Genomic DNA, 22,721 nt, shown 5'->3' with positions numbered 1-22,721 from the left:
CCGCCGCGGCGGCGCTTCACCAAACTACAACTGCGCACGGCCTCCCGACACGATCGGGCGGCCGTCGTGCGCCGCCACAGCAGGAGACAAGCGTGGCCTACGCACTGCAACAACTCATCAACGGCCTTACCCTGGGAGCCATGTACGGCCTCATCGCCATCGGCTACACGATGGTGTACGGCATCATCGGCATGATCAACTTCGCCCACGGCGACATCTTCATGGTGAGTGCGTTCATCGCCATCACCGCCTTCACCCTGCTCGCCGCCGCCGACGTCACCTCCATCCCGCTGGCGCTGACCTTCGTGCTCATCGTGGCGATCTTCTTCACCTCGGCCTATGGCTGGGCAGTGGAACGCACCGCCTACCGCCCGCTGCGCGGTTCTACCCGGCTGGCCCCGCTGATCTCCGCAATCGGCATGTCGATCTTCCTGCAGAACGCCGTGCAGCTCACCCAGGGCGCACGGGTAAAGCCCATTCCGCCGGTCATCGAGGGCGGCGTGGAGCTGTGGAGCACGCCGGCGTTCACCGTACAGATCGGCTGGACCCAGTTGCTGATCATCGTCACCACCGTGGCACTGATGATCGCCTTCACCTGGATGATCACCCAGACCGCCTTCGGCCGCCAGCAACGCGCCTGCGAGCAGGACCGCGGCATGGCCGCGCTGCTCGGCGTGAATGTGGACCGCACCATCTCCTTCACCTTCATGCTCGGCGCGGCACTGGCCGCGGTGGCCGGGGTGATGGTCACCGTGTACTACGGCGTGGTGGACTTCTTCATCGGTTTCCTCGCCGGCATCAAGGCCTTCACCGCGGCGGTGCTGGGCGGCATCGGCTCGCTGCCCGGCGCCATGCTCGGCGGCCTGCTGATCGGCCTCATCGAAGCCTTCTGGGCCGCCTACCTGTGGGCGGAATACAAGGATGTGGCCACCTTCGGCATCCTCTGCCTGGTGCTGATGCTGCGCCCCTCGGGACTGCTCGGCCGGCCTGAAGTGGAGAAGGTCTGATGAGCGCCGTCGTCTTCGCCCACCACCAGCTGACCCCCACCGAGCGCCTGCGCGACGCCGGCTGGATCGCCTTCGTCGCGCTCATCCTCGGCATTCCGCTGATCGGCCTGACCACTGTCGACGTCGGCGGCCGCCTCGCCGTCGATACCCGCTTCGGCCTCCTCGCCATGGCGGTGGTCGCCGCCTTTGGCGGCCGTCTGGTCCTGCGCTGGGCGGTGGACCACCTCAAGGGCCGCAAACTGGCCCGCCAGCGCGCCGCTGCCGGCAACGCCGGCGGTCGCGCCCAGCAGGTGGTCAACGTGCTCGGCTGGCTGGCGCTGGGCGCCTCGGTAGCGCTGCCCATCGTGTTCTCCGACAACCGCTACGTCGTCGACACCGCCACCACGGTGCTGATCTACGTGATGCTGGGCTGGGGCCTCAACGTCGTCGTCGGGCTGGCCGGCCTGCTCGACCTCGGGTATGTCGCCTTCTATGCCGTCGGCGCGTACTCCTACGCCCTGCTGTCCACCCAGTACGGCTGGAGCTTCTGGGAGGCGCTGCCGGTATCGGGCGCGCTCGCGGCCGGTTTCGGCATTCTCCTCGGCTACCCCATCCTGCGCCTGCGCGGCGACTACCTGGCCATCGTCACACTGGGTTTCGGCGAGATCATCCGCGTCATTCTGGTCAACTGGACCGAGTTTTCCGGCGGCCCCAACGGCATCAGCTCGATTCCGCGGCCGAGCTTCTTCGGCCTCGAATTCACCCGCAGGCCCGCCGAAGGCAGCGACAGCTTCGCCAGCTTCTTCGGTCTCGAATTCTCCGCCATGCACCGGCTGATCTTCCTCTACTACCTGATCCTGGTGCTCGCCCTGCTCACCCACGTCTTCGTCTCGCGTCTGCGCAAGCTGCCGGTGGGACGTGCCTGGGAGGCGCTGCGCGAGGACGAGATCGCCTGCAAGGCGATGGGCATGAACACCACCAACATCAAGCTCTCGGCCTTCGCCATCGGCGCCATGCTGGGCGGCTTCGCCGGGGTGTTCTTCGCCGCACGCCAGGGCTTCATCTCGCCGGAGAGCTTCACCTTCACCGAGTCGGCGATCATCCTTGCCATCGTCGTGCTGGGCGGCATGGGCTCGCAGATGGGCGTGGTGCTGGCAGCGACGCTGCTGGTACTGATCCCCGAGTTCGGGCGCAACTTCGCCGAGTACCGCATGCTGCTCTTCGGCATGGCGATGGTGCTGATCATGGTGTGGCGCCCGGGCGGTCTGCTCGCCCACCGCGAACCGACACTGCGCCTGTCCGCCGACGGCAAGGCCGCCAGGGGAGGTGCCTGATGAGCACGCTGCTTTCGGTGCGCAACCTGAGCATGCGCTTCGGCGGCCTCACCGCCATCGACGACCTCTCGCTGGAAGTACCGGCCGGCAAGATAACCGGCATCATCGGTCCCAACGGCGCGGGCAAGACCACGCTGTTCAACTGCCTCACCGGGTTCTACAAACCCACCACCGGCACATTGCGCCTGGCCCATCCGCAGCGCGGCGAGATGCACCTGGAGAAGCTGCCCAGCCACCGCGTGGCACGCGACGCCCAGGTCGTGCGGACCTTCCAGAACATCCGCCTGTTCCCCAAGATGACGGTGCTGGAGAACCTCATCGTCGCCCAGCACAACGTGCTGCAGCGCGCCTCGCGCTTCTCGCTCGCCGGCCTCTTCAGCCTGCCCGGCTACCGCCGCGCCGAGCGCGCGGCGGTAACGCGCGCAGCGACCTGGCTGGAGCGCCTGCAGCTCACCCGCTTTGCCGACCACGCCGCCGGCGACCTGCCCTACGGCACCCAGCGGCGCATCGAAATCGCCCGCGCGCTGTGCGTGGATCCGGTGCTGCTGTGTCTGGATGAGCCGGCCGCCGGCCTCAACCCGCGCGAATCGGCCGAGCTCAACGAGTTGCTGCTCTACCTGTGCCGCGAACAGGGGGTGGCGATCCTGCTCATCGAGCACGACATGAGCGTGGTGATGAACGTCTCCGACCACATCTGCGTGATCAACTACGGCCGCAAGATCGCCGAAGGCACGCCGGAGGCGGTGAAGAACGACCCGCACGTGATCAAGGCCTATCTGGGCGAGGACGAGGAAGAAGAAGCCATGGAGGCATTTACGGAGGCGCGCGCATCATGATGCTGAGCATGGAAGGGGTGCATGCCCACTACGGCCACATCCACGCGCTGCGCGGCATCGACGTGGCGGTGCAGGTCGGCGAGATCGTCACCCTGATCGGCGCCAACGGCGCCGGCAAGTCCACGCTGATGATGAGCCTGTTCGGCAGCCCCAAGGCCAGCGCCGGGCGCATCGTCTTCGACGGCGAGGACATCACCCGCCTCGGCACCCACGAGATCGCCCGCCGCGGCATCGCCCTGGTGCCGGAGGGGCGGCGCATCTTCGCGCGCATGACGGTGCTGGAGAACCTGCAGATGGGTGCGGTGCACGCCGACCCGGCCAACTACGACGCCGACATCGCGCGGGTGTATGCGATGTTCCCGATCCTGCAGGAGCGCGAAGCGCAGCGCGCCGGCACGCTGTCGGGCGGCGAGCAGCAGATGCTCGCCATCGGCCGCGCGCTGATGAGCCGGCCGAAGCTGCTGCTGCTCGACGAACCCTCGCTGGGGCTGGCGCCGATCTACATCCGCAGGATCTTCCAGATCGTCCGCGAACTCAACCGCGACCACGGCATGACCATCCTGCTCGTCGAGCAGAACGCCAACCAGGCGCTGCGCGTCGCCCACCGCGGCTACGTGCTGCAGCACGGCGAGATCACCCTCGCCGGCAGCGGCGCCGAACTGCTCGCCAGCCCCGAGGTACGTGCCGCCTACCTCGAAGGCGGCCACGGCTAAGCCCCTGCGCCCGCAGTGGCACGGAGCCCGCGGCAGCGCCGACGGGCTTCGTGTCATACACCCCACCCCCACCCCCACTGCATGAACCCTTCCACACCTCCCGCCCGCTGGCTGCCCTTCGTCGTCCTCGGCCTTGGTCTCACCGCCATTTCCTTCGGTGCCATCTTCGCCCGCATCGCCCAGGCCGAGGGGGTCGATTCGCTGGTCGTGGCTACCTGGCGGCTGGGCCTCGCCGCGCTCATCGTCACCCCCATCGCGCTGCTCCAGTCGCGCCGCGACCTCGCCGCACTGAGCGCCCGCCAGATGCTGATGGCGCTGGCCGCCGGGCTCTTCCTCGCCGCCCATTTCGCCACCTGGATCAGTTCGCTCGAATACACCTCGGTGGCCTCCAGCACCGCGCTGGTGACCACCAATCCGCTGTGGATCGGCCTGGCTTCCTTCCTGCTGTTCCGCGAGGCCCCCACCCGCATGATGCTGGGCGGCATCGCGCTGTCCTTCGGCGGCAGCCTGCTGATCTTCTGGAGCGACAGCCAGAACGCCGGCGCAGGCAGCGACCCGATGTTCGGCAACCTGCTCGCACTGATCGGCTCGTGGTGTTTTTCCGCCTACCTGCTGATCGGCCGCCGCCTGCGTGCCGGGCTCGGGCTGGCAGCCTACATCTGGCTGGCCTACGGCGTCGCCGCGCTGTTCCTGCTCGCCGCCAGTGGGCTCGCCGGCAGCGCGCTCAGCGGGCACAACCTGGCGGCCTGGGCGGTACTCGCCGGCATGGCGCTGGGCCCGCAACTGCTCGGCCACACCGCCTACAACTGGTCACTGCGCCATGTTTCGGCCACCTTCGTGGCGGTGGTGACGCTGGGCGAACCGGTGGGCAGCGCGGCGATGGCCTGGGTGTTCTTCGGCGAAGGCTTCGCACCGCTGCAACTTGCCGGCTTCACACTGCTGCTTGCCGGCATCTATCTCGCCGCGCGCGGGGAACGCCGCTGAACCGGCGGCGGTCGAAGCGGCGCCTGCCTCCGGTGTACCCCACCCGGGCTGGTCGGGGGTACTGCTATAATCCCCCGTTTCACGTCAACTTCTGGAGTACAAGGTGCTGATTTCCAACGCATACGCCCAGGCTGCCGAAGGCGCCGCACAGGGTGGCGGCTTCCTCGGCCTGCTGCCGCTGATCCTGATGTTCGTGGTGCTGTGGTTCCTGATGATCCGCCCGCAGATGAAGCGTGCCAAGGAACACAAGGCCATGGTAGAAGCGCTCGCCAAGGGCGATGAAGTGGTCACCGGCGGCGGCATTGCCGGCCGCGTCACCGAAGTGGGCGACGCCTTCGTGCAGATCGAGATCGCCCCCGACACCACCGTGGCGGTGCAGAAGCAGGCCGTTGCCACCGTGCTGCCGAAAGGCACCCTGAAGGCGCTCTGAACCCCGGACGCATGCCGGCACGGCGGCCCCCCGCGGCCTGCCGGCACCCGCGCCGCCATACCGGCGGCAACCGTTTTGCCTCCTAGAATCCCGGCCATGAATCGCTATCCGCTCTGGAAAAACCTCGTAATCGGCCTCATCCTGCTGTGGGGGGTGATCTACACCCTGCCCAACTTCTACGGTGAGGTGCCCGCCGTACAGGTCTCCAGCGGCAAGGCCACGCTGCGCCTCGACCCCGCTGCAGTCAGCGGCCCCATCGAAGAGGCCCTGCGCAGCGCCGGCATCAGCCATACCGGCCTGTTCGCCGACGCCAACAGCGTGCGCTTCCGCTTCGATGGCGCCGAAGCGCAGATCCGCGCCCGCGACATCATCGAGCGCACCCTCAACCCGGATCCCAGCGACCCCTCCTACGTGGTCGCCCTGAACCTGCTCTCGGCCTCGCCCAACTGGCTCACCCGCATCCACGCCCTGCCCATGTACCTGGGCCTGGACCTGCGCGGCGGCGTGCACTTCCTGCTCCAGGTGGACATGCCCGGCGCGCTCACCAAGCGCCTGGACTCCACCGCCGGCGATCTGCGCACCCTGATGCGCGACCGCAGCGTGCGCCACGCCGGCATCAGCCGCGAAGGCAACGCCATCCACCTGCGCTTCCGCGACAGCGCGCAGCGCGACGCCGCGCGCAGCGCCATCCTCAATTCGACCTCCGACCTGCAACTGGTTGACCGCGACGACGCTGCCGACGACCTCAAACTGATCGCCACCCTCACCCCGCAGGCGCAGCAGACCATGCGCGACTTTGCGGTGAAGCAGAACATCACCACGCTCAACAACCGCATCAACGAACTCGGTGTCGCCGAGCCGGTGATCCAGCAGCAGGGCCTCGACCGCATCGTCGTGCAACTGCCCGGCGTGCAGGATGTGGCCAAGGCGAAGGACATCCTCGGCCGCACCGCGACGCTGGAAGTGCGCATGGTGGACGACACCCCGGGGGCGCTGGAGGCCGCACTGGCCGGCAGCGTGCCCTTCGGTACCGAGCTGTACACCGAGCGCGGCGGCCTGCCGCTGCTGGTGCGCCGCCAGGTGGTGCTCACCGGCGACCGCCTCACCGACGCCCAGCCCGGCTTCGACGGCCAGACCAACGAGCCGGCCGTGCATCTGACCCTGGACGCCGCCGGCGCGCGCATCTTCCGCGACATCACGCGCGAGAACGTCGGCAAGCGCATGGCCATCCTGCTGATCGAGAAGGGCCGCGGCGAAGTCGTCACCGCCCCGGTGATCCGCACCGAGATCGGCGGCGGCCGCGTGCAGATCTCCGGCCGCATGACCACCGTCGAGGCCAACGACGTCGCCCTGCTGCTGCGTGCCGGCTCGCTGGCGGCACCGATGGAGATCATCGAGGAACGCACCGTCGGCCCCAGCCTGGGGGCGGAGAACATCGCCAAGGGTTCCAACTCGGTGATCTGGGGCTTCATCGCGATCGCCATCTTCATGATCATCTACTACACCCTCTTCGGCCTGGTGTCGGTGATCGCGCTGTCCTTCAACCTGATGCTGCTGATCGCCCTGCTGTCGCTGCTGCAGGCCACCCTGACCCTGCCCGGCATCGCCGCCATGGCGCTCACCCTGGGCATGGCAATCGACGCCAACGTGCTGATCAACGAGCGCATCCGCGAGGAACTGCGCAACGGCGCCACCCCGCAGGCGGCCATCCACGCCGGCTACGACCGCGCCTTCGACACCATCCTCGACGCCAACATCACCACCCTGATCGCCGGCATCGCCCTGCTGGTGTTCGGTTCTGGGCCGGTGCGCGGTTTCGCGGTAGTGCATTGCCTGGGCATCCTGACCTCGATGTTCAGCGCGGTGCTGGTGTCGCGCATGATCATCAACCTGATCTACGGCCGCCAGCGCAAGGTGGCGAAGCTCCACCTCGGCCAGTCGGCAAACTAAGGAACAGGACGGCACACGACCATGGAATTCTTCCGTCAGCGAACCGACATCCCCTTCATGCGCCACGCGCTGAAGTTCAACATCGTCTCCACCCTGGCCTTCGTCATCGCGGTGTTCTTCATTGTCCTGAAGGGGCTCAACCTGTCGGTGGAGTTCACCGGCGGCACCCTGATCGAGATCGGCTACCCCGAGCCCCCACGTATCGAGGATGTCCGTCAGGCGCTGGCGCGCGACGGCTACCCCGACGCACAGGTGCAGAACTTCGGCAGTGCGCGCGAAATCCTCATCCGCATGCCCAACCGCGACGACCTCGACACCAGCCGCATCTCCGAGCGCGTGATGAGCAGCCTCGCCGCCGCCCCCGGCCCGGCGCCGGAGCTGCGCCGGGTCGAGTTCGTCGGCCCGCAGGTCGGCAAGGAACTCGCCACCGACGGCGCCATGGCACTGCTGCTGGTCATCTTCGGGATCATGGCCTATCTGGCGATGCGCTTCGAATGGCGCTTCTCGGTGTCGGCGATCATCGCCAACCTCCACGACGTGATCATCATCGTCGGCTTCTTCGCCTTCTTCCAGTGGGAGTTCTCGCTGGCGGTGCTGGCGGCGGTGCTGGCGGTGCTGGGCTACTCGGTGAACGAGTCGGTGGTGGTCTTCGATCGCGTCCGCGAAACCTTCAAGAAGAAGCGCGGCATGACCACCCCGCAGGTGCTCGATCATGCCATCACGGCGATGATCTCGCGCACCGTGATCACCCACGGCTCGACCTTGATGATGGTGCTGGCAATGCTCATCTTCGGTGGCGAAACCCTGCATTACTTCGCCCTCGCGCTGACCATCGGCATCCTGTTCGGCATCTACTCGTCGATCTTCGTCGCCAGCCCGCTGGTGATGTGGCTGGGCGTGTCGCGCGAGCAGTTCGTCAAGCCGAAGAAGGAGAAGGAAGAGGCAGTGGTCTGAGCACCCTCGCTTTCCGGATACGACAAGGGCGCCCGCGGGCGCCCTTGTTCTTTTGTGCACCCGGCGCAGCGCTCAGAGCGCGAAGACCTGCTTCACCCTCAGCGTCTCGCCGCGCTCGATGAGCCCGAGCAGGCGGTCGATGTTGGGATGCTTGCCGGGGTTGGCGCGCGCATCCTCGCTGTGCTCGGCGTAGATCTCCAGCCCGCGCGCCGCGGCATCCGCACCGATGGCACCGTAGAGCTGCGCGAGGTGGTTGTACACCGCCAGCGAACCGGCCTGACCGGGCCTGTTCTCGATGGTGGCGACCACCGCGCCGTGTTCATCGACCAGGTTGATCGCTGCCAGGTGAGAAATCCCGGGGAGTTGCTTGAGATTGTCCGAAAAAGCCATGGTCCGTCCTTGTCTGGATGAAAAACGCCACCCGCAGGTGGCGCCCTGTATGAATGAGGCGCGCGCTCAGATACGGCGCGCCAGCTCCTCGGCCTTGCCGATGTAGCTCGCCGGCGTCATCGCCAGCAGGCGCTCGCGCTCGCTCTGGGGAATCGCCAGCGTGGCGATGAACTCGTGCAGGGCATCGCGGGTGATGCCCTTGCCGCGGGTCATCGCCTTGAGCTGCTCGTAGGGGTTCTCCAGGCCGTAGCGGCGCATCACCGTCTGCACCGGCTCGGCCAGCACTTCCCAGCACTCGGCGAGGTCGGCGGCCAGGCGCGCCGGGTCGGCTTCCAGCTTGTTCAGCCCGCGCAGGCAGCTGTCGAGCGCCAGCACGGTGTGGCCGAAGCCCACACCCATGTTGCGCAGCACGGTGGAGTCGGTGAGGTCGCGCTGCATGCGCGAGACCGGCAGCTTCTCGGAGAAGTGCTTGAGCACCGCGTTGGCAACGCCAAGGTTGCCTTCGGCGTTCTCGAAGTCGATCGGATTGACCTTGTGCGGCATGGTGGAGGAGCCCACTTCGCCTTCCTTGAGCTTCTGCTTGAAGTAGCCCAGCGAGATGTACATCCAGATGTCGCGGCAGGCGTCGATGAGGATGGTATTGGTGCGCGCCATGGCGTCGAACAGCTCGGCCATCGCGTCGTGCGGCTCGATCTGGATGGTGTAGGGGTTGAACTCCAGACCCAGCGACTCGATGAAGCGGCGGTTGAAGCCTTCCCAGTCGAACTCCGGCCAGGCCGACAGGTGGGCGTTGTAATTGCCCACCGCGCCGTTGAACTTGGCGCACAGCGAAACCGCGGCGATCTGCGCGCGCGCGCGCAGCAGGCGGGCAGCGATGTTGGCCATCTCCTTGCCCAGCGTGGTCGGGCTGGCGGGCTGGCCGTGGGTGCGGGAGAGCATCGGCAACGCGGCCAGATCATGGGCCAGCGCACGGAAGCGCGCGATCACCGCATCGAGCGCGGGCAGCAGCACCGCATCGCGGCCTTCCTTGAGCATCAGCGCGTGCGAGGTGTTGTTGATGTCCTCGGAGGTGCACGCGAAATGGATGAATTCGGACACCTTCATCACTTCGGCGTTGTGACCGAGACGCTTCTTCAGCCAGTACTCCATGGCCTTCACGTCATGGTTGGTGGTGGCTTCGATGGCCTTCACGGCTTCGCCGTCGGCAGGGGCGAAGCCGCCCATCACCGCATCCAGCTCAGCCACCGTGGCCGCCGAGAAGGGGGCGATCTCGGCGAGCGCGGAGTCGGCGGCGAGCGCTTTCAGCCATTCGACCTCGACGCGCACGCGGTTGCGGATCAGGCCATGCTCGGAGAAGTGGTCGCGCAGGCCGGCCACCTTGGCGTGGTAGCGGCCGTCGAGCGGGGAAAGCGCGGTAAGGGCGAAAGCGGACATGGCATGAATTCCGGACAAAGAGTGCTATTTTAACGTTCACCCGCAGCGCCGCGGCAGTCGCGTTGCGTGCGCGGGCATCCCCCCGACGACAGACAGGTTCCTGCGTGAGCACTCCGGACAACAACTACCGTATCGAGGTGAAGGCCGTCGCCGAGTACGTCGCCGAGCAGTCCAGCCCTGACGACGATCGTTACGTCTTCACTTACCACATCACCATCACCAACACCGGCACCGTCGCCGCGCAACTGATCAGCCGTCACTGGCTGATCACCGATGCGCGCGGCAAGGTGGAAGAAGTGCGCGGCGTAGGCGTGATCGGCGAACAGCCGGTGCTTGCCCCCGGGCAGCAGTTCAGCTACCGCAGCGCTGCCGCCATCGCCACTCCGGTCGGCACCATGCAGGGCAGCTACCAGATGGCGGCGGAAGACGGGCAGCGCTTCGACGCCGAGATTCCCCCCTTCATGCTGGCGATGCCGCGCGTGCTGCACTGAGCCGGGTCGACGACGGGTACGATTGTTCCGCAACTGCCTAAAGGGCATACTGCTGCCTGAATCGGGTAACTGCGGGCACGAGCGTGAGCAAGGACAGCAAGCACAGCAAGGACGAATGGACCGGGCCACAGGGCACCATCCTGTTCCGGGCGGACGAACTCGCCGAGGTCATCGCCTCGCCCTCCGCGGACAGCAGCGGCGACGTCGACCGTGCCGCCCTGCTCGGCAGCACGCCGCCCTTCCTCGACCAGCGCTTCGTCCTGCGCGGCAGCAAGACCACCATCGGCCGCCGCGAGGACAACGACATCGTGCTGCCCGACGACAGCGTCTCCGCGCAGCACGCCTGGGTGATCAACGATGGCGGACGCTTCCGGGTGATGAACATCCTGTCCACCAACGGCATCTACATCAACGACGCCAAGGTTCATGAGGGGCCGCTGAAGAACGGCGACCGCGTGCGCTTCGGACGCGCCGAGTTCGTCTTCCATGGCGGCGCCGGTGGCCGCCGGCACCGGCGCAACGGCGCCATCCCGCTGTGGGTATGGGCGTTGTCGGCAGCGCTGCTGGGCGCCGCAGCGCTGATGCTGGTCGCCCTGTGAGGGCCGCAAGGTGAAGGAAAGCCTCGGACGCTACATCCTGCGCGGCGAGCTCGGCCGCGGCGCGATGTCGGTGATCTACCGCGGCTACGACCCGCGCATCCGCCGCATCCTGGCGATCAAGACGCTGCGTCCGGAGTACGCCGAACACGAGGCCCACCGCTACCGCTTCCTCTCCGAGGCGCGCGCCGCCGGCACCCTCACCCACCCCGGGATCATCACCATTTTCGACGTCGGCATCACCAATGGCGTGCCTTTCATCGCCATGGAGCTTCTCGAAGGCCCGACCCTCGAAACCTATGTCGAACGTCACGGCCCCCTGCCCTTGCGCATGGTGCTGAAGATCGCCATGCAGATCGCCGACGCGCTCGACTACGCCCACCGCCAGGGTGTCGTGCACCAGGACATCAAGCCGGAGAACATCGCCGTCATCGGCGACGGCGGCAACATCAAGGTGATGGACTTCGGCATTGCCCGCCTGCGCCACGAGCCCGCCGAAGACGGCATCGACACCCCTGCAGCCGCCGGCACCCCGCACTACATGGCGCCCGAGCAGATCCGCGGCGGCCAGATCGACGGACGCTGCGACCTCTACGCCCTCGGCGTGCTGCTGTACTGGCTGCTCGCCGGCCATCCGCCGTTCCAGACCAGCAACGTCAACGAGTTGCTGCGCCGCATCCTCAACGACCCCCTGCCGCCGCTGAAGCCCAAGCAGGCCGACGTCCCCGAATCCCTCCTCGAACTGGTCAGCGTCCTCCTCGCCCGCGACCCCGAACAGCGCTACCAGAGCGGCAGCGAGCTGATCGACGACCTGCGCCGCATCGACGAGCTCCTCGCCGAGCGTGAAAGCGCCTGGGGCGGCCGCCGCATCGTCCCGCTGCGCATGCGCTGGACCGCGGTGATGAGCGCGCTGGTCGCGGTCACCGTGACCGCCGGGCTGGGTGTGGTGTATCACAAGCAGAACGAGGCGATGAAGAACGTCGCCTTCGACTATGGCCTCAGCCTCACCCAGGTGCTGGCGGTGGAGAGCGCGGAGAACCTGCTGCTCGACGACCACATCGCCATCCAGGCCCTGGTCGATCAGATGGCCACCAACCGCGAGATCGTTCACCTGACCGTCAGCGACCGCGGCGGCCGCGTCGTGGCGAGCAGCGCCACCGCCCTGCCCGCAGAGGCCGCCCACAACCCCGCGGACGGTGCACGCAGCGTGCTGCAGCGCGGCGCCCAGCAGGTGTATGCGGCCACCGACGCCGGCGGCCAGCCCTTCTACCTCTTCGACACCCCGGTGCTCTACCAGCAGCATGAGCTCGGGCGCCTGCGCGTAGGCCTGTCTACCCAGGCCCTGCAGGCCGCCAACCGCACCACGCTGGCAGCGATGATCGCGGTGCTGCTGGTCACCCTGGTGACCGTATTCATCGGCGCCTACATGCTCTCCAGGCGCCTGGCGATCCCCATCAACATCCTCCGCCGCGCCCTCGGGCGCATCACCCAGGGCCGCTTCGACAGTCGCATCCGCATGCACCGCAACGACGAGTTCGAGCGCCTCTTCGCCGCCTACAACGCCATGGCGGACTCCCTCGAAGCGCGCATGTTCACGACCCATTCGGCGAAGCGCAATGTCCCTGGCGAGAGCCCGCCGGCGGCCGAAGCCACCCGCCTGGTCACCCTCCCCGGGGCGCGCAAGAATCGCCGCCAGCCTGCCGCGCGCGAGCAGTAGGGCGGGCGCTCCTCAACCTCCGCTGGAATCCAGCTCCTGCAGGCGGCGCTTCAGTTCCAGCGCGCGCACGCGATAGCCGAGGGCCGGCTGAAAGCCGGGATCGATGGCCAGCGCACGGTCCCACAAGGCGATGGCCTCGTCGAGCTGCTGGTTGCGGAAGTGCACCACCGCGGCCTCGTGATAGGCCGCCACCTGGCTGCGGCCAAGTTCGCTGCGGCGGCGCTCGGCATCCCGCAGCCACGCCTCCCAGGCGCCGCCGGCCGGGGCCTCGCGGCGCGCGCGGGCGATGCTGTCGCCCGCGGCGGCGTACTGGCCGGCGGCCAGTTCGGCATCGACGCGCTGCTGCCAGCGCTGCGCGGCACCATCGGCGGCGGCCGGCGGCGGCACTGCTGGGCGCGCCTCGCCGTTTCCTGCTGCAGGCAGCGTCGGCGTGGCAGATGGCGGGGCAAGGGCGCCGCGGCGGGGAATCTTCAAGGTCTGGCCAACGGCGAGCAGGCGCGGCCGGCTGATATTGTTGTAACGCGCCAGCGCCACGAACAGGCTGCTGTCGCCCAGATGGCGGGCAGCCAGCCCCCCCAGCGTGTCTCCCGCGCGCACGGTGTAGGGCTGATGCTCGGCACCGAGCAGGGCCACCGGATCACTGTCGAGCTGGCGCACCAGGCTGCGCGCCAGCGCATGCCCGGGCTCACGGGCAAGGAGGACCCGCAGGGCTTCGCGTCCCTCACTCATGCGGCCATCTTCAAGCATCGCGACGATGGTCGCAATGTCCTGCGCAGGCGCACCTGCGGCGGGTCGCGCCGCGCTCTCCGCGGGCAGGCTGGCCGGTGGCCGCGCCTGCGCAGGCGCCTCGGCTTCGCGTGCGCTTTGCGCCGCACAGCCGGCGAGCACGACTGCCAGCAGCACCGCCAGGGCAGCACGCCCGGCGAGCGCCGTGTTGATTCTAGTGCCCATCCATCATTCTCCCCGAAACTACCTCAGCGCCAGCCACAGCAACACCGCCGTCGTCAGCGTCGCGGCCGCGTAGAGCGGCCACAGGCGGCGGTGCACTTCCCTGCCCTCAGCGGCGGCGGGCAGACGCAGCGCGGCAAGACTGGCATTGTCGCCGCCGGCGCCGTTACGCGCCACTGCGCTATCCACCCATGTCTCACAGGCCTGCTGGAGGTCGCCGGCGGCAAGCAGGGCGGCCATCTCCGCCTCCCTGACCGCGGCCCAGAAGCCGTCGGTACACAACACGAAGGCCGCACCCGGTCCAGTCGCCATCTGTCCATGAGTGGGTTGCGCCGGCAACTCGCCACCCAGGCAGCGCAGCAGCTTGTGCTGCTCCGGATGGGTGGCCGCCTGCTCGGGCTCGATGGCGCCACTGCGCACGAGTTGCTGGACCACGGTGTGGTCCTCGCTGCGGCACACCGCAAGGCCATCGCGGAAGCCGTACACGCGACTGTCGCCGATATGGATCCACCAGGCGCGCTGGCGTCCGGCCAGCAGCGCGGCCAGGGTGGCGCCTGCGCCCGGCGCAGCGGCGCGCACCGCCTCATGGGCAGCGGCTGCAAGCGTGGCGAGGAATGCCTGCGGATCGGCCGGCAGTTCATGCTGCGTCGCCCACAGACGCCCGGCAGCATCGATCACCGCACGGGCGGCCACTTCACCGTCCTCCAGCCCGCCCATGCCGTCTGCCACCACCAGCAGGCAGGCACGGCCGTCAGCGCTGCGCAGGCAGCACAGCGCGTCCTGCTGTGATGGGCGGTCGCCACGTCTGCTCGCCGTGGCGGTGTGGAAAGAGGCAGCCACTCAGCCGGCGTACTCGGCCTGCAGGGCCTGGAAGCGCGCCTCGATATCGGGCGCCAGGGCAAGATACTGCTCGCCCAACGCGGCCTCGGGGAGGCCGCCGTCGGCCCATTCGAAATCTGCACGCGCAAGGAGATTGGCGGCATACACCACCTCGCCGAGGTTGCGCGGGTTGTCCTGCAGCAGCGCACGGGGCTGGTCGTGATGGCGCACGGCCTCGACGATGCCCTCGGGCAGCTTGAGGGCGAACAGCACCGATTCACCGATGCTCTCGTGCCACTGGGTAATCAGATGACGCACGGTGTCGGGACGGATGCGCAGCTCTTCGTACTGGGCGGCGCGGTAGAGCATGTAGAAGGCGCCGATATCATGCACCAGGCCGGCGAACATGGCTTCGTCGGGTTTGATGCGCGACAGCGCCGCAGCAATCACCTCGGCAGCGGCAGCGGCACGCAGGGTGTGCAGCCACAGCGTGCGCGACATGTCGGCAAAGGGCACCAGCTCCTTGGAGCGCACCAGCTGGCTCATCGCCACGGCGAGCGCGGCATTGCGCACCGCGTTGATGCCGAGGCGCACCACCGCGCCGTTGAGTTCGCGGATCTCGCCACCGCCCTGCGCCGCGGCATTGGCCAGTTGCAGCAGGCGGGCGCAGATCAGCGGTTCGGTGCGTACCAGCGCAACAATGCGCTCAACACTGGCCTCTGGGTCGCGCAGGGCGTTGCGGATGCGCAGCACGGCGTCGAAATAGCTCGGGAAGACGATCTCCCCGGAGAGCTCGCTGGCAATGTCCTCCAGCATGCGGAAGCGCTGCTGGCGCAGCGCATCGCCCGTCTTGTCCTCGTCGGCGGCCCCTGTCATCGCATCTCCCGGATCAGCTGCGGTAATCGGCGTTGATCTTCACGTAGTCGTAGGAGAAATCGCAGGTCCACACGGTTGCCGCGGCCTCGCCGCGGGCAAGGTCGATGCGCACGGTGAGTTCGCTGTGCGCCATGATGCGCGCACCGGCCTCCTCCGCATAGGCCGCGGCGCGGCCACCATGCTCGGCGACCAGCACGCTTTCATCGGGGTTGCCGAGCCACACCCGCAGGCGGGCGACGTCGAGATCGTCGACACCGGCATAGCCGATGGCGGCAAGAATGCGCCCGAGGTTGGGATCGGAGGCGAAGAAGGCGGTCTTCACCAGCGGCGAGTGGGCCACGGCATAGGCAACCTTGCGGCATTCGTCGCGATCGCGCCCCCCCTCGACGGCGATGCTCATGAACTTGGTCGCCCCTTCGCCGTCGCGCACGATGGCCTGCGCCAGACGCACCGCGACATCGATCACCGCTGCGCGCAGCGCCGCCCAGTCCGCCCCCGCGGCGGCGCTGATCTCGGCATTGCCGGCCTGGCCGGTGGCGATGAGAATGAAGGAGTCGTTGGTCGAAGTGTCGCCATCGACGGTGATGCTGTTGAACGACAGGTCGGCAGCCTCGCGCACCAGCTCGTCGAGCAGGGCCTGCGAGACGGCCGCATCGCAGGCGAGGAAACCCAGCATGGTGGCCATGTTGGGCTTGATCATGCCGGCCCCCTTGCTGATGCCGGTAATGGTCACCGTCCTGCCGCCAACCTCGACCGTACGCGACACCGCCTTGGCGAGGGTGTCGGTGGTCATGATCGCGTGCGCGGCATCGAACCAGCCGTCGGCGCGCAGATCCGCACGCGCGGCCGGCAGGCCGGCGACCAGACGGTCGACGGGCAAGGGTTCGAGGATCACCCCGGTGGAAAAGGGCAGCACCGCAGCGGCGTCGATGCCGAGCACCTCGCCCACCGCCGCACAGGTACGCAGCGCCGCGGCCATGCCGGGCTCACCGGTGCCGGCATTGGCCACACCGGTATTGATCACCAGCGCCCGCACCGGGCCGGCGGCGAGATGGCTGCGACACACCTGCACCGGCGCAGCACAGAAACGGTTGCGGGTGAATACCCCGGCAACACGGCTGCCGGCGGCCAGTTCGATCAGCGTCAGATCGCGGCGGTTGGCCTTGCGGATGCCGGCTTCGGCAACCCCCAGGCGCACGCCCGCCACCGGGCGCAGTTCGGCGGGTTGGGGAACGGAGAGATTGACGGCCATGGAAGGCTCCGGAGAGTCGTGGATGGATCGCTCAGCTCAGCTTGCCGTGGCAATGCTTGTACTTCTTCCCCGAGCCGCAGGGGCAAGGGTCGTTGCGCCCCACCTTGGGCCCGGCAAGTGCAGGCTGGCGGCTGTCGTCGCGATTGGCGTTGGCCGCACCGAGCGCCTCGTCGTAATCGGCATGGTGGTACTGCACGTTGTCCACCGCCGGCGGCGTCTCGGCCTGCTCAAGCTGACTTTCGGTGCGCACCTGGACGGTCATCAGCAGCTTGCTGACTTCGACGCGCACGGTATCGAGGAGGGCCTCGAAGAGTTCGAAGGCCTCGCGCTTGTATTCCTGCTTGGGGTTCTTCTGCGCGTAGCCGCGCAGGTGGATGCCCTGGCGCAGGTGGTCGAGCGCGGCAAGATGCTCGCGCCAGTGGTTGTCGAGGCTCTGCAGCATGACATTGCGCTCGAACTGGTGCCAGGCGGCGGCATCGACCAGCGCGGTCTTGGCGCCATAGGCCTCCTCGGCGGCATCGATGATGCGCTTGAGCATGGCGTCGGCGTCGAGATTGGGCTCCGCCTTCAGCCATTCGCCGACCGGCAGCTTGAGCTGGAAATCGGCAGCGAGGGCCTGCTCCAGGCTGGCGACCTCCCACTGGTCCTCGACGCTGTCCTCCGGCACATGGACACGGAAGCTGTCGTGCAGCACGCCCTGGCGCATCGCGCGGATGGTCTCGGAGATGTCCTCGCTTTCGAGCAGTTCATTGCGCTGCTGGTAGATGACCTTGCGCTGGTCGTTGGCGACGTCGTCGAACTCGAGCAGCTGCTTGCGGATGTCGAAGTTGCGCTGCTCGACCTTGCGTTGCGCCGATTCCAGCGAGCGGGTCACCATGCCGTGCTCGATGGCCTCGCCCTCGGGCATCTTCAGCCGCACCATGATGGCGTTGAGACGGTCGCCGGCAAAGATCTTCAGCAGCGGATCCTCCAGCGACAGGTAGAAGCGGCTGGAGCCGGGGTCGCCCTGACGGCCGGAGCGCCCGCGCAACTGGTTGTCGATGCGGCGCGACTCGTGGCGTTCGGTGCCGATGATGTGGAGGCCGCCGGCGGCGAGCACCTGGTCATGGACCTTCTGCCACTCCGCGCGCATTTCGGCGACCTTGGCCTTGCGGGCGTCGTCGTCGAGCGCGGCGTCGCCCTCGACCTCGGCAATGCGCCGCTCGATGTTGCCGCCGAGCACGATGTCGGTACCGCGGCCGGCCATGTTGGTGGCCAGCGTCACCACCCCGGGACGGCCTGCGTCGGCAACGATCTGGGCCTCGCGCTCGTGCTGCTTGGCGTTCAGCAGCTGGTGGGCGATGCCGGCCTTCTTCAGGAGGCCGGAAAGGAACTCGTTGGTCTCGATCGAGGTGGTACCCACCAGCACCGGCTGGCCGCGCTTGACGCAGTCGGTGATGTCCTCGATCACCGCGGTCCATTTCTCCTTCGCGGTGCGATAGACCTTGTCATTCTCGTCCTTGCGGATCATCGCCCGGTTGGTCGGCACCACCACGGTCTCCAGACCGTAGATGGAGTTGAACTCGAAGGCCTCGGTGTCGGCGGTACCGGTCATGCCGGCGAGCTTGCCGTACATGCGGAAGTAGTTCTGGAAGGTGATCGACGCCAGCGTCTGGTTCTCCGCCTGGATCTTCACCCCTTCCTTGGCCTCGACCGCCTGGTGCAGGCCGTCGGACCAGCGCCGCCCGGCCATCAGGCGGCCGGTGAACTCGTCGACGATGACCACTTCGCCGTTCTGCACCACGTAGTGCTGATCCTTGTGGAACAGCGCATGCGCCCGCAGCGCCGCATACAGGTGATGCACCAGCAGGATGTTGGCAGGGTCGTAGAGCCCGCCGCCCTCGGCAAGCAGGCCGCTGCGCACCAGCAGCTGCTCGGCGGTCTCGTGGCCCTGTTCGGTGAGCAGCACCTGATTGGACTTCAGGTCCACGGTGTAGTCGCCCGGCACACTGACGTTGTCGCCCTCGCCTTCCTGCTTCTTCAGCAGCGGCGCGACCTGGTTCATCTTCAGGTAGAGCTCGGTGTGATCCTCGGCCTGACCGGAAATGATCAGCGGCGTGCGCGCCTCGTCGATGAGGATGGAATCCACCTCGTCGACGATGGCGAAGGCCAGCCCGCGCTGCACCTTCTCGGGCAGCGCATAGACCATGTTGTCGCGCAGGTAGTCGAAACCGAATTCGTTGTTGGTGCCGTAGGTGATGTCGGCAGCGTAGGCCGCCTGCTTCTCGGCATGCGGCATGCGAGACAGGTTGCAGCCCGTGCTCATGCCGAGGAAGGCGAAGATGCGCCCCATCTGCGCCGCATCGCGGCTGGCCAGATAGTCGTTGACCGTGATGATGTGCACGCCCTTGCCGGTGAGCGCATTCAGGTAGGCCGGCAGGGTGGCCACCAGGGTCTTGCCTTCGCCGGTGCGCATCTCGGCGATCTTGCCGTGGTGCAGGACCATGCCGCCGACCAGCTGGACGTCGAAGTGACGCATGCCCAGTACCCGCTTGCTGGCCTCACGCACCACCGCAAAAGCCTCCGGCAGCAGCGCATCGAGCTTTTCGCCGTTGCCCAGGCGCTGGCGGAATTCATCGGTCCTGGCGCGCAGGGCATCGTCGGCGAGCGCCGCGATCTCGGGCTCCAGTGCGTTGATGCGGGTGACGGTCTGGGTAAACTGGCGGATCAGGCGGTCATTGCGACTGCCGAAGAGCTTCTTGAGTAGGCCGGAGATCATGGGGTCCTGTCGGGTCGATTTCGGCAAAGCGCAAAGTTTAGCACGCGCAGATGCCAGCTCCTGCACCCCCCATGCCTGCTGGCTGCCCCCGGCGTGCGTGGCGTAGCCCTCAGCGTCGAGGGGGGCGCCCGCAGCAGCGCGAGGCGCGAGATGGGGGCTAGTGACGGGCCCGGCGATGCGGGCTAATATCGACCATCCGTCGACACCACCCCGAATGAGCCAACCCCTTCAGCGCTACCTCGGCAGCGGCGACGCCCTCGCCCGCCTGCACGACCATGCCGCCCGCCTGCGCAGGCTGCAGGACGCCTTTGCGCGCGCGCTGCCACCGCTGCTGGCAGCCTCCTGCCAGGTCGGCAATTTCAAGGACGGCGTGCTGGTGGTGTTTGCTCAGGGCAACGCGGTAGCGGTAAAGCTGAAGCAGATGGCACCCTCGCTGACCGCCCGCCTGATCGAGGCCGGACATCCGCTCACTGCCATCCAGGTACGCGTCGCGGTGCATCGCCCCCCGCCGCAGCGCCCGCAGCCGCAGGCACGCACTATCCCTGAAGACGGTCGCCGCAGCCTGGAGGCACTGGCCGCCAGCCTGCCCGCCGACGCGCCGCTGCGCGCTGCGCTCGAACGCCTGTCGCGGCGCAGCCGCTAACGCTCTTCTGCTGCGGGCCGGGGTGAGCAATGCGCCAAGCGCAGCGCAGGCCATCCTGAAAACCGTCGCCAGCGCCCCGGCGCCTGTACACCCGCTCAGAAAAAGGTGCGTTCGAGGGCGAACAGCAGCAGCACCGCGACGATGGCGGCGAGTGCGCCGCGCGTGATGTTCCACGCCCAGTGGCGGTAGCGCACGTTGCCGGTGAGCAGCCAGGCCAGCAGCGAGGCGCCGACCGACAGCGCAGCGAAGACGAAAAGCAGGCGGACGATGATCATCGTCCGCTCACACCAGCGCCAGGTCGAACTGATGACTGACCGCGGCGGGCGTCTCGGCAGCCTTCTCGAACGTGACGATCTCCCACGCCGTGCTGTCTTCGAGGAGCACGCGGAGGATCTGGTTGTTGAGCGCGTGACCGCCCTTGTGGGCGGAATAGGCGGCGAGCAGCGGATGGCCGCACAGGTAGAGGTCGCCGATGGCGTCGAGCACCTTGTGCTTCACGAACTCGTCGGCGTAGCGCAGCCCCTCGCTGTTCAGCACGCGGTACTCGTCCATGACGATGGCGTTGTCCAGACTGCCGCCCAGCGCCAGGCCGTTGGCACGCATGAACTCGACGTCCTGCATGAAACCGAAGGTGCGCGCGCGGGCGACGTCGCTGACGTAGGAATGCTCGGCAAAATCCACCGTCACCGCGGTGGCGGTGCGATCGATGGCGGGGTGATTGAAGAGGATGGAGAAACTGAGGCGGAAGCCGTCGTAGGGTTCCAGGCGCACCCACTTGTCGCCCTCGCGGTACTCCACCGCGCGCTTGACGCGCAGAAAGCGCTTCGGCGCCTTCTGCTCCTCGATGCCGGCCGATTGCAGCAGGAATACAAAGGGCCCGGAGCTGCCGTCGAGGATGGGGATTTCCGGCGCATCGACATCGACGTGGAGGTTGTCGATACCCAGGCCGGCAAGTGCGGACATGAGGTGCTCGACGGTACCGATCTTGGTGCCGTCCTTTTCCAGCCCCGAACACATGCGGGTGTCGCAGACCGCGTAGGGATCGGCCGGCAGGGTCAGCGGCGGATCGAGATCGACGCGGTGAAAGACGATGCCGGTATCGGGCGCTGCAGGGCGCAGCACGAGGTTGACCTTGCGGCCGCCGTGCAGACCGACCCCGGTGGCCTTGACGATGGATTTCAGTGTGCGCTGCCTGATCATGACGAGATTCCTTTTCCGCTCAGAATCTTAACATGTCGTGGCGTACCCCTCGCGCGCCACCGGCGGGAAAACTGCGAACGGCTTCACGAACGAAGACGGGCGCCCGTGCCCCGACCCGGAGGCAGGGGTCGGAACACGGGCGCCCGGCGGACGCTGGCGGGGAGGCGGGCAGCGGGCCGCGAACGTCCGCCGCGCCGTTTCAGTCGGCCTGCTTGCGCAGGAAGGCGGGGATGTCGTAGGTACCCATGCCGTTGGCGCTCATCGCTTCCACGGTGGTACGACGACCGCTGCGGATCACCGCGGGCACGTCGAGGTTGCCCATATCCACGGCGCCGCCACCCGGGCCATAGGTACCGGTGCCCTGCACCACCTGCATCACCGGTTGACGCGCGGCACGCGGCGCCCCCAGGCCGGTGGCGACCACGGTGATGCGGATGCGGTCTTCCATCGCTTCCTCGAACACGGTGCCGTACTTGACGAAGGCTTCCGGTGCCGCAAAGGCCTGCACGGTCTTCACCGCATCGCGCACTTCGGACATCTTCAGCGAACGGCTGGCAGTGATGTTGATCAGCACGCAACGCGCGCCGGACAGCTCGGTACCTTCCAGCAGCGGGCTGACCGCGGCCTGTTCGGCGGCGATGCGCGCGCGGTCCATGCCCGCGGCTTCGGCCGAACCCATCATCGCGCGGCCCATCTCGGCCATTGCGGTACGCACGTCCTGGAAATCCACGTTGACCAGACCGGGGACGTTGATGATCTCGGCGATGCCGCCCACAGCAGAGCGCAGCACGTTGTCGGCGGAACGGAAGCAGTCCTCGAAGCCGGCGTCGTCACCGAACACTTCGAGCAGCTTGTCGTTGAGCACGACGATCAGCGAATCGACGTTGCGGGTCAGTTCCTCGACGCCACTCTCGGCAACGCGCAGGCGGTTCTCGAAGTCGAACGGCTTGGTCACCACGCCGACGGTGAGAATGCCCATCTCCTTGGCGATCTCAGCCACCACCGGCGCCGCGCCGGTACCCGTGCCGCCGCCCATGCCACCGGTGATGAAGCACATGTGCGCGCCCTCGAGCGCCGCTGCGATGGCGTCGCGCGATTCCAGCGCTGCAGCGCGGCCGGCCTCGGGCTTGGAGCCTGCCCCCAGCCCGGTCCCGCCGAGCTGGATCTTGGTCGGTGCCAGGCAGCGGTTGAGCGCCTGCGCATCGGTGTTGGCAACGACGAACTGCACGCCCTGCACGCCCTCGCGGATCATGTGATCGACGGCATTGCCGCCTGCACCACCGACACCCACCACCTTGATGATCGTCCCGGTCGGAACTTTTTCAACGATTTCAAACATATGCCTCGCCTCCAGAAATGACTGCCCACTGCAACACGAACGCCCGCCGACCCATATTTAGTGAAACTTCC

22 protein-coding genes are annotated in these 22,721 nt (G+C 67.6%); 12 read left to right on the top strand and 10 right to left on the bottom strand.

What is annotated here, in order from left to right:
• Window positions 1–92 precede the first annotated feature (92 nt).
• The 8 genes from C8261_RS13235 (at window position 93) to secF (ending at window position 8,187) form a co-directional block, all read left to right on the top strand.
• Window positions 93–1,007 carry an ABC transporter permease subunit gene (locus C8261_RS13235; protein ID WP_107494199.1) on the top strand — a complete coding sequence of 305 codons (915 nt, stop codon included), beginning with the start codon at window positions 93–95 and terminating at the stop codon, window positions 1,005–1,007.
• Complete coding sequence (gene livM, locus C8261_RS13230; protein ID WP_107494198.1) at window positions 1,007–2,320, top strand: high-affinity branched-chain amino acid ABC transporter permease LivM; 1,314 nt, start codon at window positions 1,007–1,009, stop codon at window positions 2,318–2,320. The genes C8261_RS13235 and livM overlap by 1 nt, the downstream gene beginning before the upstream one ends.
• Window positions 2,320–3,156, top strand: coding sequence for an ABC transporter ATP-binding protein (locus tag C8261_RS13225; RefSeq protein ID WP_107494197.1), 837 nt, complete (start codon window positions 2,320–2,322; stop codon window positions 3,154–3,156). Before livM ends, C8261_RS13225 begins: the two co-directional genes overlap by 1 nt.
• Window positions 3,156–3,869: an ABC transporter ATP-binding protein gene (locus tag C8261_RS13220; protein WP_107494258.1), complete on the top strand. Its 714-nt coding sequence runs from the start codon at window positions 3,156–3,158 to the stop codon at window positions 3,867–3,869. The genes C8261_RS13225 and C8261_RS13220 overlap by 1 nt, the downstream gene beginning before the upstream one ends.
• Window positions 3,870–3,950: 81 nt before the next feature.
• Window positions 3,951–4,853, top strand: a complete 903-nt coding sequence (locus tag C8261_RS13215) for a DMT family transporter (RefSeq protein ID WP_107494196.1) — start codon at window positions 3,951–3,953, stop codon at window positions 4,851–4,853.
• Between the two features lie 103 nt (window positions 4,854–4,956).
• Window positions 4,957–5,283 (top strand): preprotein translocase subunit YajC, encoded by a 327-nt coding sequence (gene yajC / locus C8261_RS13210; protein WP_107494195.1) that lies wholly within the window; start codon window positions 4,957–4,959, stop codon window positions 5,281–5,283.
• 96 nt (window positions 5,284–5,379) lie between these two features.
• Complete coding sequence (gene secD, locus C8261_RS13205; protein WP_107494194.1) at window positions 5,380–7,233, top strand: protein translocase subunit SecD; 1,854 nt, start codon at window positions 5,380–5,382, stop codon at window positions 7,231–7,233.
• A gap of 21 nt (window positions 7,234–7,254) precedes the next feature.
• Window positions 7,255–8,187, top strand: a complete 933-nt coding sequence (gene secF, locus C8261_RS13200; protein WP_107494193.1) for a protein translocase subunit SecF — start codon at window positions 7,255–7,257, stop codon at window positions 8,185–8,187.
• A 72-nt stretch (window positions 8,188–8,259) separates the two neighbouring features.
• On the opposite strand, the gene C8261_RS13195 is transcribed toward secF, so the two are convergent.
• Both C8261_RS13195 and purB read right to left on the bottom strand, forming a co-directional pair.
• On the bottom strand, window positions 8,260–8,577 hold the full coding sequence (locus C8261_RS13195; protein WP_107494192.1) for a DUF2322 family protein: 318 nt from the start codon (window positions 8,575–8,577) through the stop codon (window positions 8,260–8,262).
• Between the two features lie 66 nt (window positions 8,578–8,643).
• Window positions 8,644–10,011 (bottom strand): adenylosuccinate lyase, encoded by a 1,368-nt coding sequence (purB, locus tag C8261_RS13190; protein WP_107494191.1) that lies wholly within the window; start codon window positions 10,009–10,011, stop codon window positions 8,644–8,646.
• Window positions 10,012–10,115: 104 nt separating this feature from the next.
• Between purB and apaG the strand changes: the two genes are divergently transcribed.
• The 3 genes from apaG to C8261_RS13175 all read left to right on the top strand — a co-directional run bounded on the left by apaG (window position 10,116) and on the right by C8261_RS13175 (window position 12,815).
• A complete protein-coding gene (gene apaG / locus C8261_RS13185; protein WP_107494190.1) occupies window positions 10,116–10,502 on the top strand; it encodes a Co2+/Mg2+ efflux protein ApaG in 387 nt (128 codons plus the stop codon).
• 83 nt (window positions 10,503–10,585) lie between these two features.
• Window positions 10,586–11,101: an FHA domain-containing protein gene (locus tag C8261_RS13180; protein ID WP_107494189.1), complete on the top strand. Its 516-nt coding sequence runs from the start codon at window positions 10,586–10,588 to the stop codon at window positions 11,099–11,101.
• Between the two features lie 10 nt (window positions 11,102–11,111).
• Entirely contained in the window at window positions 11,112–12,815 is a 1,704-nt protein-coding gene (locus C8261_RS13175) for a protein kinase domain-containing protein (RefSeq protein ID WP_219905206.1), read from the top strand.
• 12 nt (window positions 12,816–12,827) lie between these two features.
• On the opposite strand, the gene C8261_RS13170 is transcribed toward C8261_RS13175, so the two are convergent.
• Genes C8261_RS13170 through secA form a run of 5 tightly spaced genes read right to left on the bottom strand, consistent with a single transcriptional unit; the run spans window position 12,828 to window position 19,468 of the window.
• Entirely contained in the window at window positions 12,828–13,766 is a 939-nt protein-coding gene (locus tag C8261_RS13170) for a LysM peptidoglycan-binding domain-containing protein (RefSeq protein WP_107494188.1), read from the bottom strand.
• Between the two features lie 18 nt (window positions 13,767–13,784).
• Window positions 13,785–14,603: a PP2C family protein-serine/threonine phosphatase gene (locus C8261_RS13165; RefSeq protein ID WP_107494187.1), complete on the bottom strand. Its 819-nt coding sequence runs from the start codon at window positions 14,601–14,603 to the stop codon at window positions 13,785–13,787.
• Window positions 14,604–15,458 (bottom strand): HDOD domain-containing protein, encoded by an 855-nt coding sequence (locus C8261_RS13160; RefSeq protein WP_107494186.1) that lies wholly within the window; start codon window positions 15,456–15,458, stop codon window positions 14,604–14,606.
• A gap of 13 nt (window positions 15,459–15,471) precedes the next feature.
• On the bottom strand, window positions 15,472–16,710 hold the full coding sequence (gene argJ, locus C8261_RS13155; protein ID WP_107494185.1) for a bifunctional glutamate N-acetyltransferase/amino-acid acetyltransferase ArgJ: 1,239 nt from the start codon (window positions 16,708–16,710) through the stop codon (window positions 15,472–15,474).
• 31 nt (window positions 16,711–16,741) lie between these two features.
• Window positions 16,742–19,468, bottom strand: a complete 2,727-nt coding sequence (secA, locus tag C8261_RS13150) for a preprotein translocase subunit SecA (protein ID WP_107494184.1) — start codon at window positions 19,466–19,468, stop codon at window positions 16,742–16,744.
• Window positions 19,469–19,682: 214 nt separating this feature from the next.
• Here secA and C8261_RS13145 point away from each other — a divergent pair, with 214 nt between their 5' ends.
• Complete coding sequence (locus C8261_RS13145) at window positions 19,683–20,111, top strand: DciA family protein (protein WP_107494183.1); 429 nt, start codon at window positions 19,683–19,685, stop codon at window positions 20,109–20,111.
• A 95-nt stretch (window positions 20,112–20,206) separates the two neighbouring features.
• Here the strand turns inward: C8261_RS13145 and C8261_RS13140 are convergent, their stop codons facing one another.
• The 3 genes from C8261_RS13140 to ftsZ all read right to left on the bottom strand — a co-directional run bounded on the left by C8261_RS13140 (window position 20,207) and on the right by ftsZ (window position 22,650).
• Window positions 20,207–20,386, bottom strand: a complete 180-nt coding sequence (locus C8261_RS13140; protein ID WP_107494182.1) for a hypothetical protein — start codon at window positions 20,384–20,386, stop codon at window positions 20,207–20,209.
• Window positions 20,387–20,393: 7 nt separating this feature from the next.
• The gene (gene lpxC / locus C8261_RS13135; protein WP_107494181.1) at window positions 20,394–21,311 is read right to left on the bottom strand and encodes a UDP-3-O-acyl-N-acetylglucosamine deacetylase; all 918 of its coding nucleotides are present in this window, start codon (window positions 21,309–21,311) and stop codon (window positions 20,394–20,396) included.
• Between the two features lie 199 nt (window positions 21,312–21,510).
• A complete protein-coding gene (gene ftsZ / locus C8261_RS13130) occupies window positions 21,511–22,650 on the bottom strand; it encodes a cell division protein FtsZ (RefSeq protein WP_107494180.1) in 1,140 nt (379 codons plus the stop codon).
• Between the last annotated feature and the right edge of the window lie 71 nt (window positions 22,651–22,721).

Source organism: Pseudothauera lacus, assembly GCF_003034845.1.
Lineage (GTDB): Bacteria > Pseudomonadota > Gammaproteobacteria > Burkholderiales > Rhodocyclaceae > Pseudothauera > Pseudothauera lacus.
This window is presented reverse-complemented; position numbering and strand designations above follow the sequence as displayed.

Coding starts and splice junctions, on each gene's coding strand:
- livM (WP_107494198.1), top strand. CDS start 1,007: ATGAGCGCCGTCGTCTTCGCCCACCACCAGCTGACCCCCACCGAGCGC.
- C8261_RS13225 (WP_107494197.1), top strand. CDS start 2,320: ATGAGCACGCTGCTTTCGGTGCGCAACCTGAGCATGCGCTTCGGCGGC.
- C8261_RS13220 (WP_107494258.1), top strand. CDS start 3,156: ATGCTGAGCATGGAAGGGGTGCATGCCCACTACGGCCACATCCACGCG.
- C8261_RS13215 (WP_107494196.1), top strand. CDS start 3,951: ATGAACCCTTCCACACCTCCCGCCCGCTGGCTGCCCTTCGTCGTCCTC.
- secD (WP_107494194.1), top strand. CDS start 5,380: ATGAATCGCTATCCGCTCTGGAAAAACCTCGTAATCGGCCTCATCCTG.
- secF (WP_107494193.1), top strand. CDS start 7,255: ATGGAATTCTTCCGTCAGCGAACCGACATCCCCTTCATGCGCCACGCG.
- C8261_RS13195 (WP_107494192.1), bottom strand. CDS start 8,577: ATGGCTTTTTCGGACAATCTCAAGCAACTCCCCGGGATTTCTCACCTG.
- purB (WP_107494191.1), bottom strand. CDS start 10,011: ATGTCCGCTTTCGCCCTTACCGCGCTTTCCCCGCTCGACGGCCGCTAC.
- C8261_RS13170 (WP_107494188.1), bottom strand. CDS start 13,766: ATGGGCACTAGAATCAACACGGCGCTCGCCGGGCGTGCTGCCCTGGCG.
- C8261_RS13160 (WP_107494186.1), bottom strand. CDS start 15,458: ATGACAGGGGCCGCCGACGAGGACAAGACGGGCGATGCGCTGCGCCAG.
- argJ (WP_107494185.1), bottom strand. CDS start 16,710: ATGGCCGTCAATCTCTCCGTTCCCCAACCCGCCGAACTGCGCCCGGTG.
- secA (WP_107494184.1), bottom strand. CDS start 19,468: ATGATCTCCGGCCTACTCAAGAAGCTCTTCGGCAGTCGCAATGACCGC.
- C8261_RS13145 (WP_107494183.1), top strand. CDS start 19,683: ATGAGCCAACCCCTTCAGCGCTACCTCGGCAGCGGCGACGCCCTCGCC.
- C8261_RS13140 (WP_107494182.1), bottom strand. CDS start 20,386: ATGATCATCGTCCGCCTGCTTTTCGTCTTCGCTGCGCTGTCGGTCGGC.
- lpxC (WP_107494181.1), bottom strand. CDS start 21,311: ATGATCAGGCAGCGCACACTGAAATCCATCGTCAAGGCCACCGGGGTC.
- ftsZ (WP_107494180.1), bottom strand. CDS start 22,650: ATGTTTGAAATCGTTGAAAAAGTTCCGACCGGGACGATCATCAAGGTG.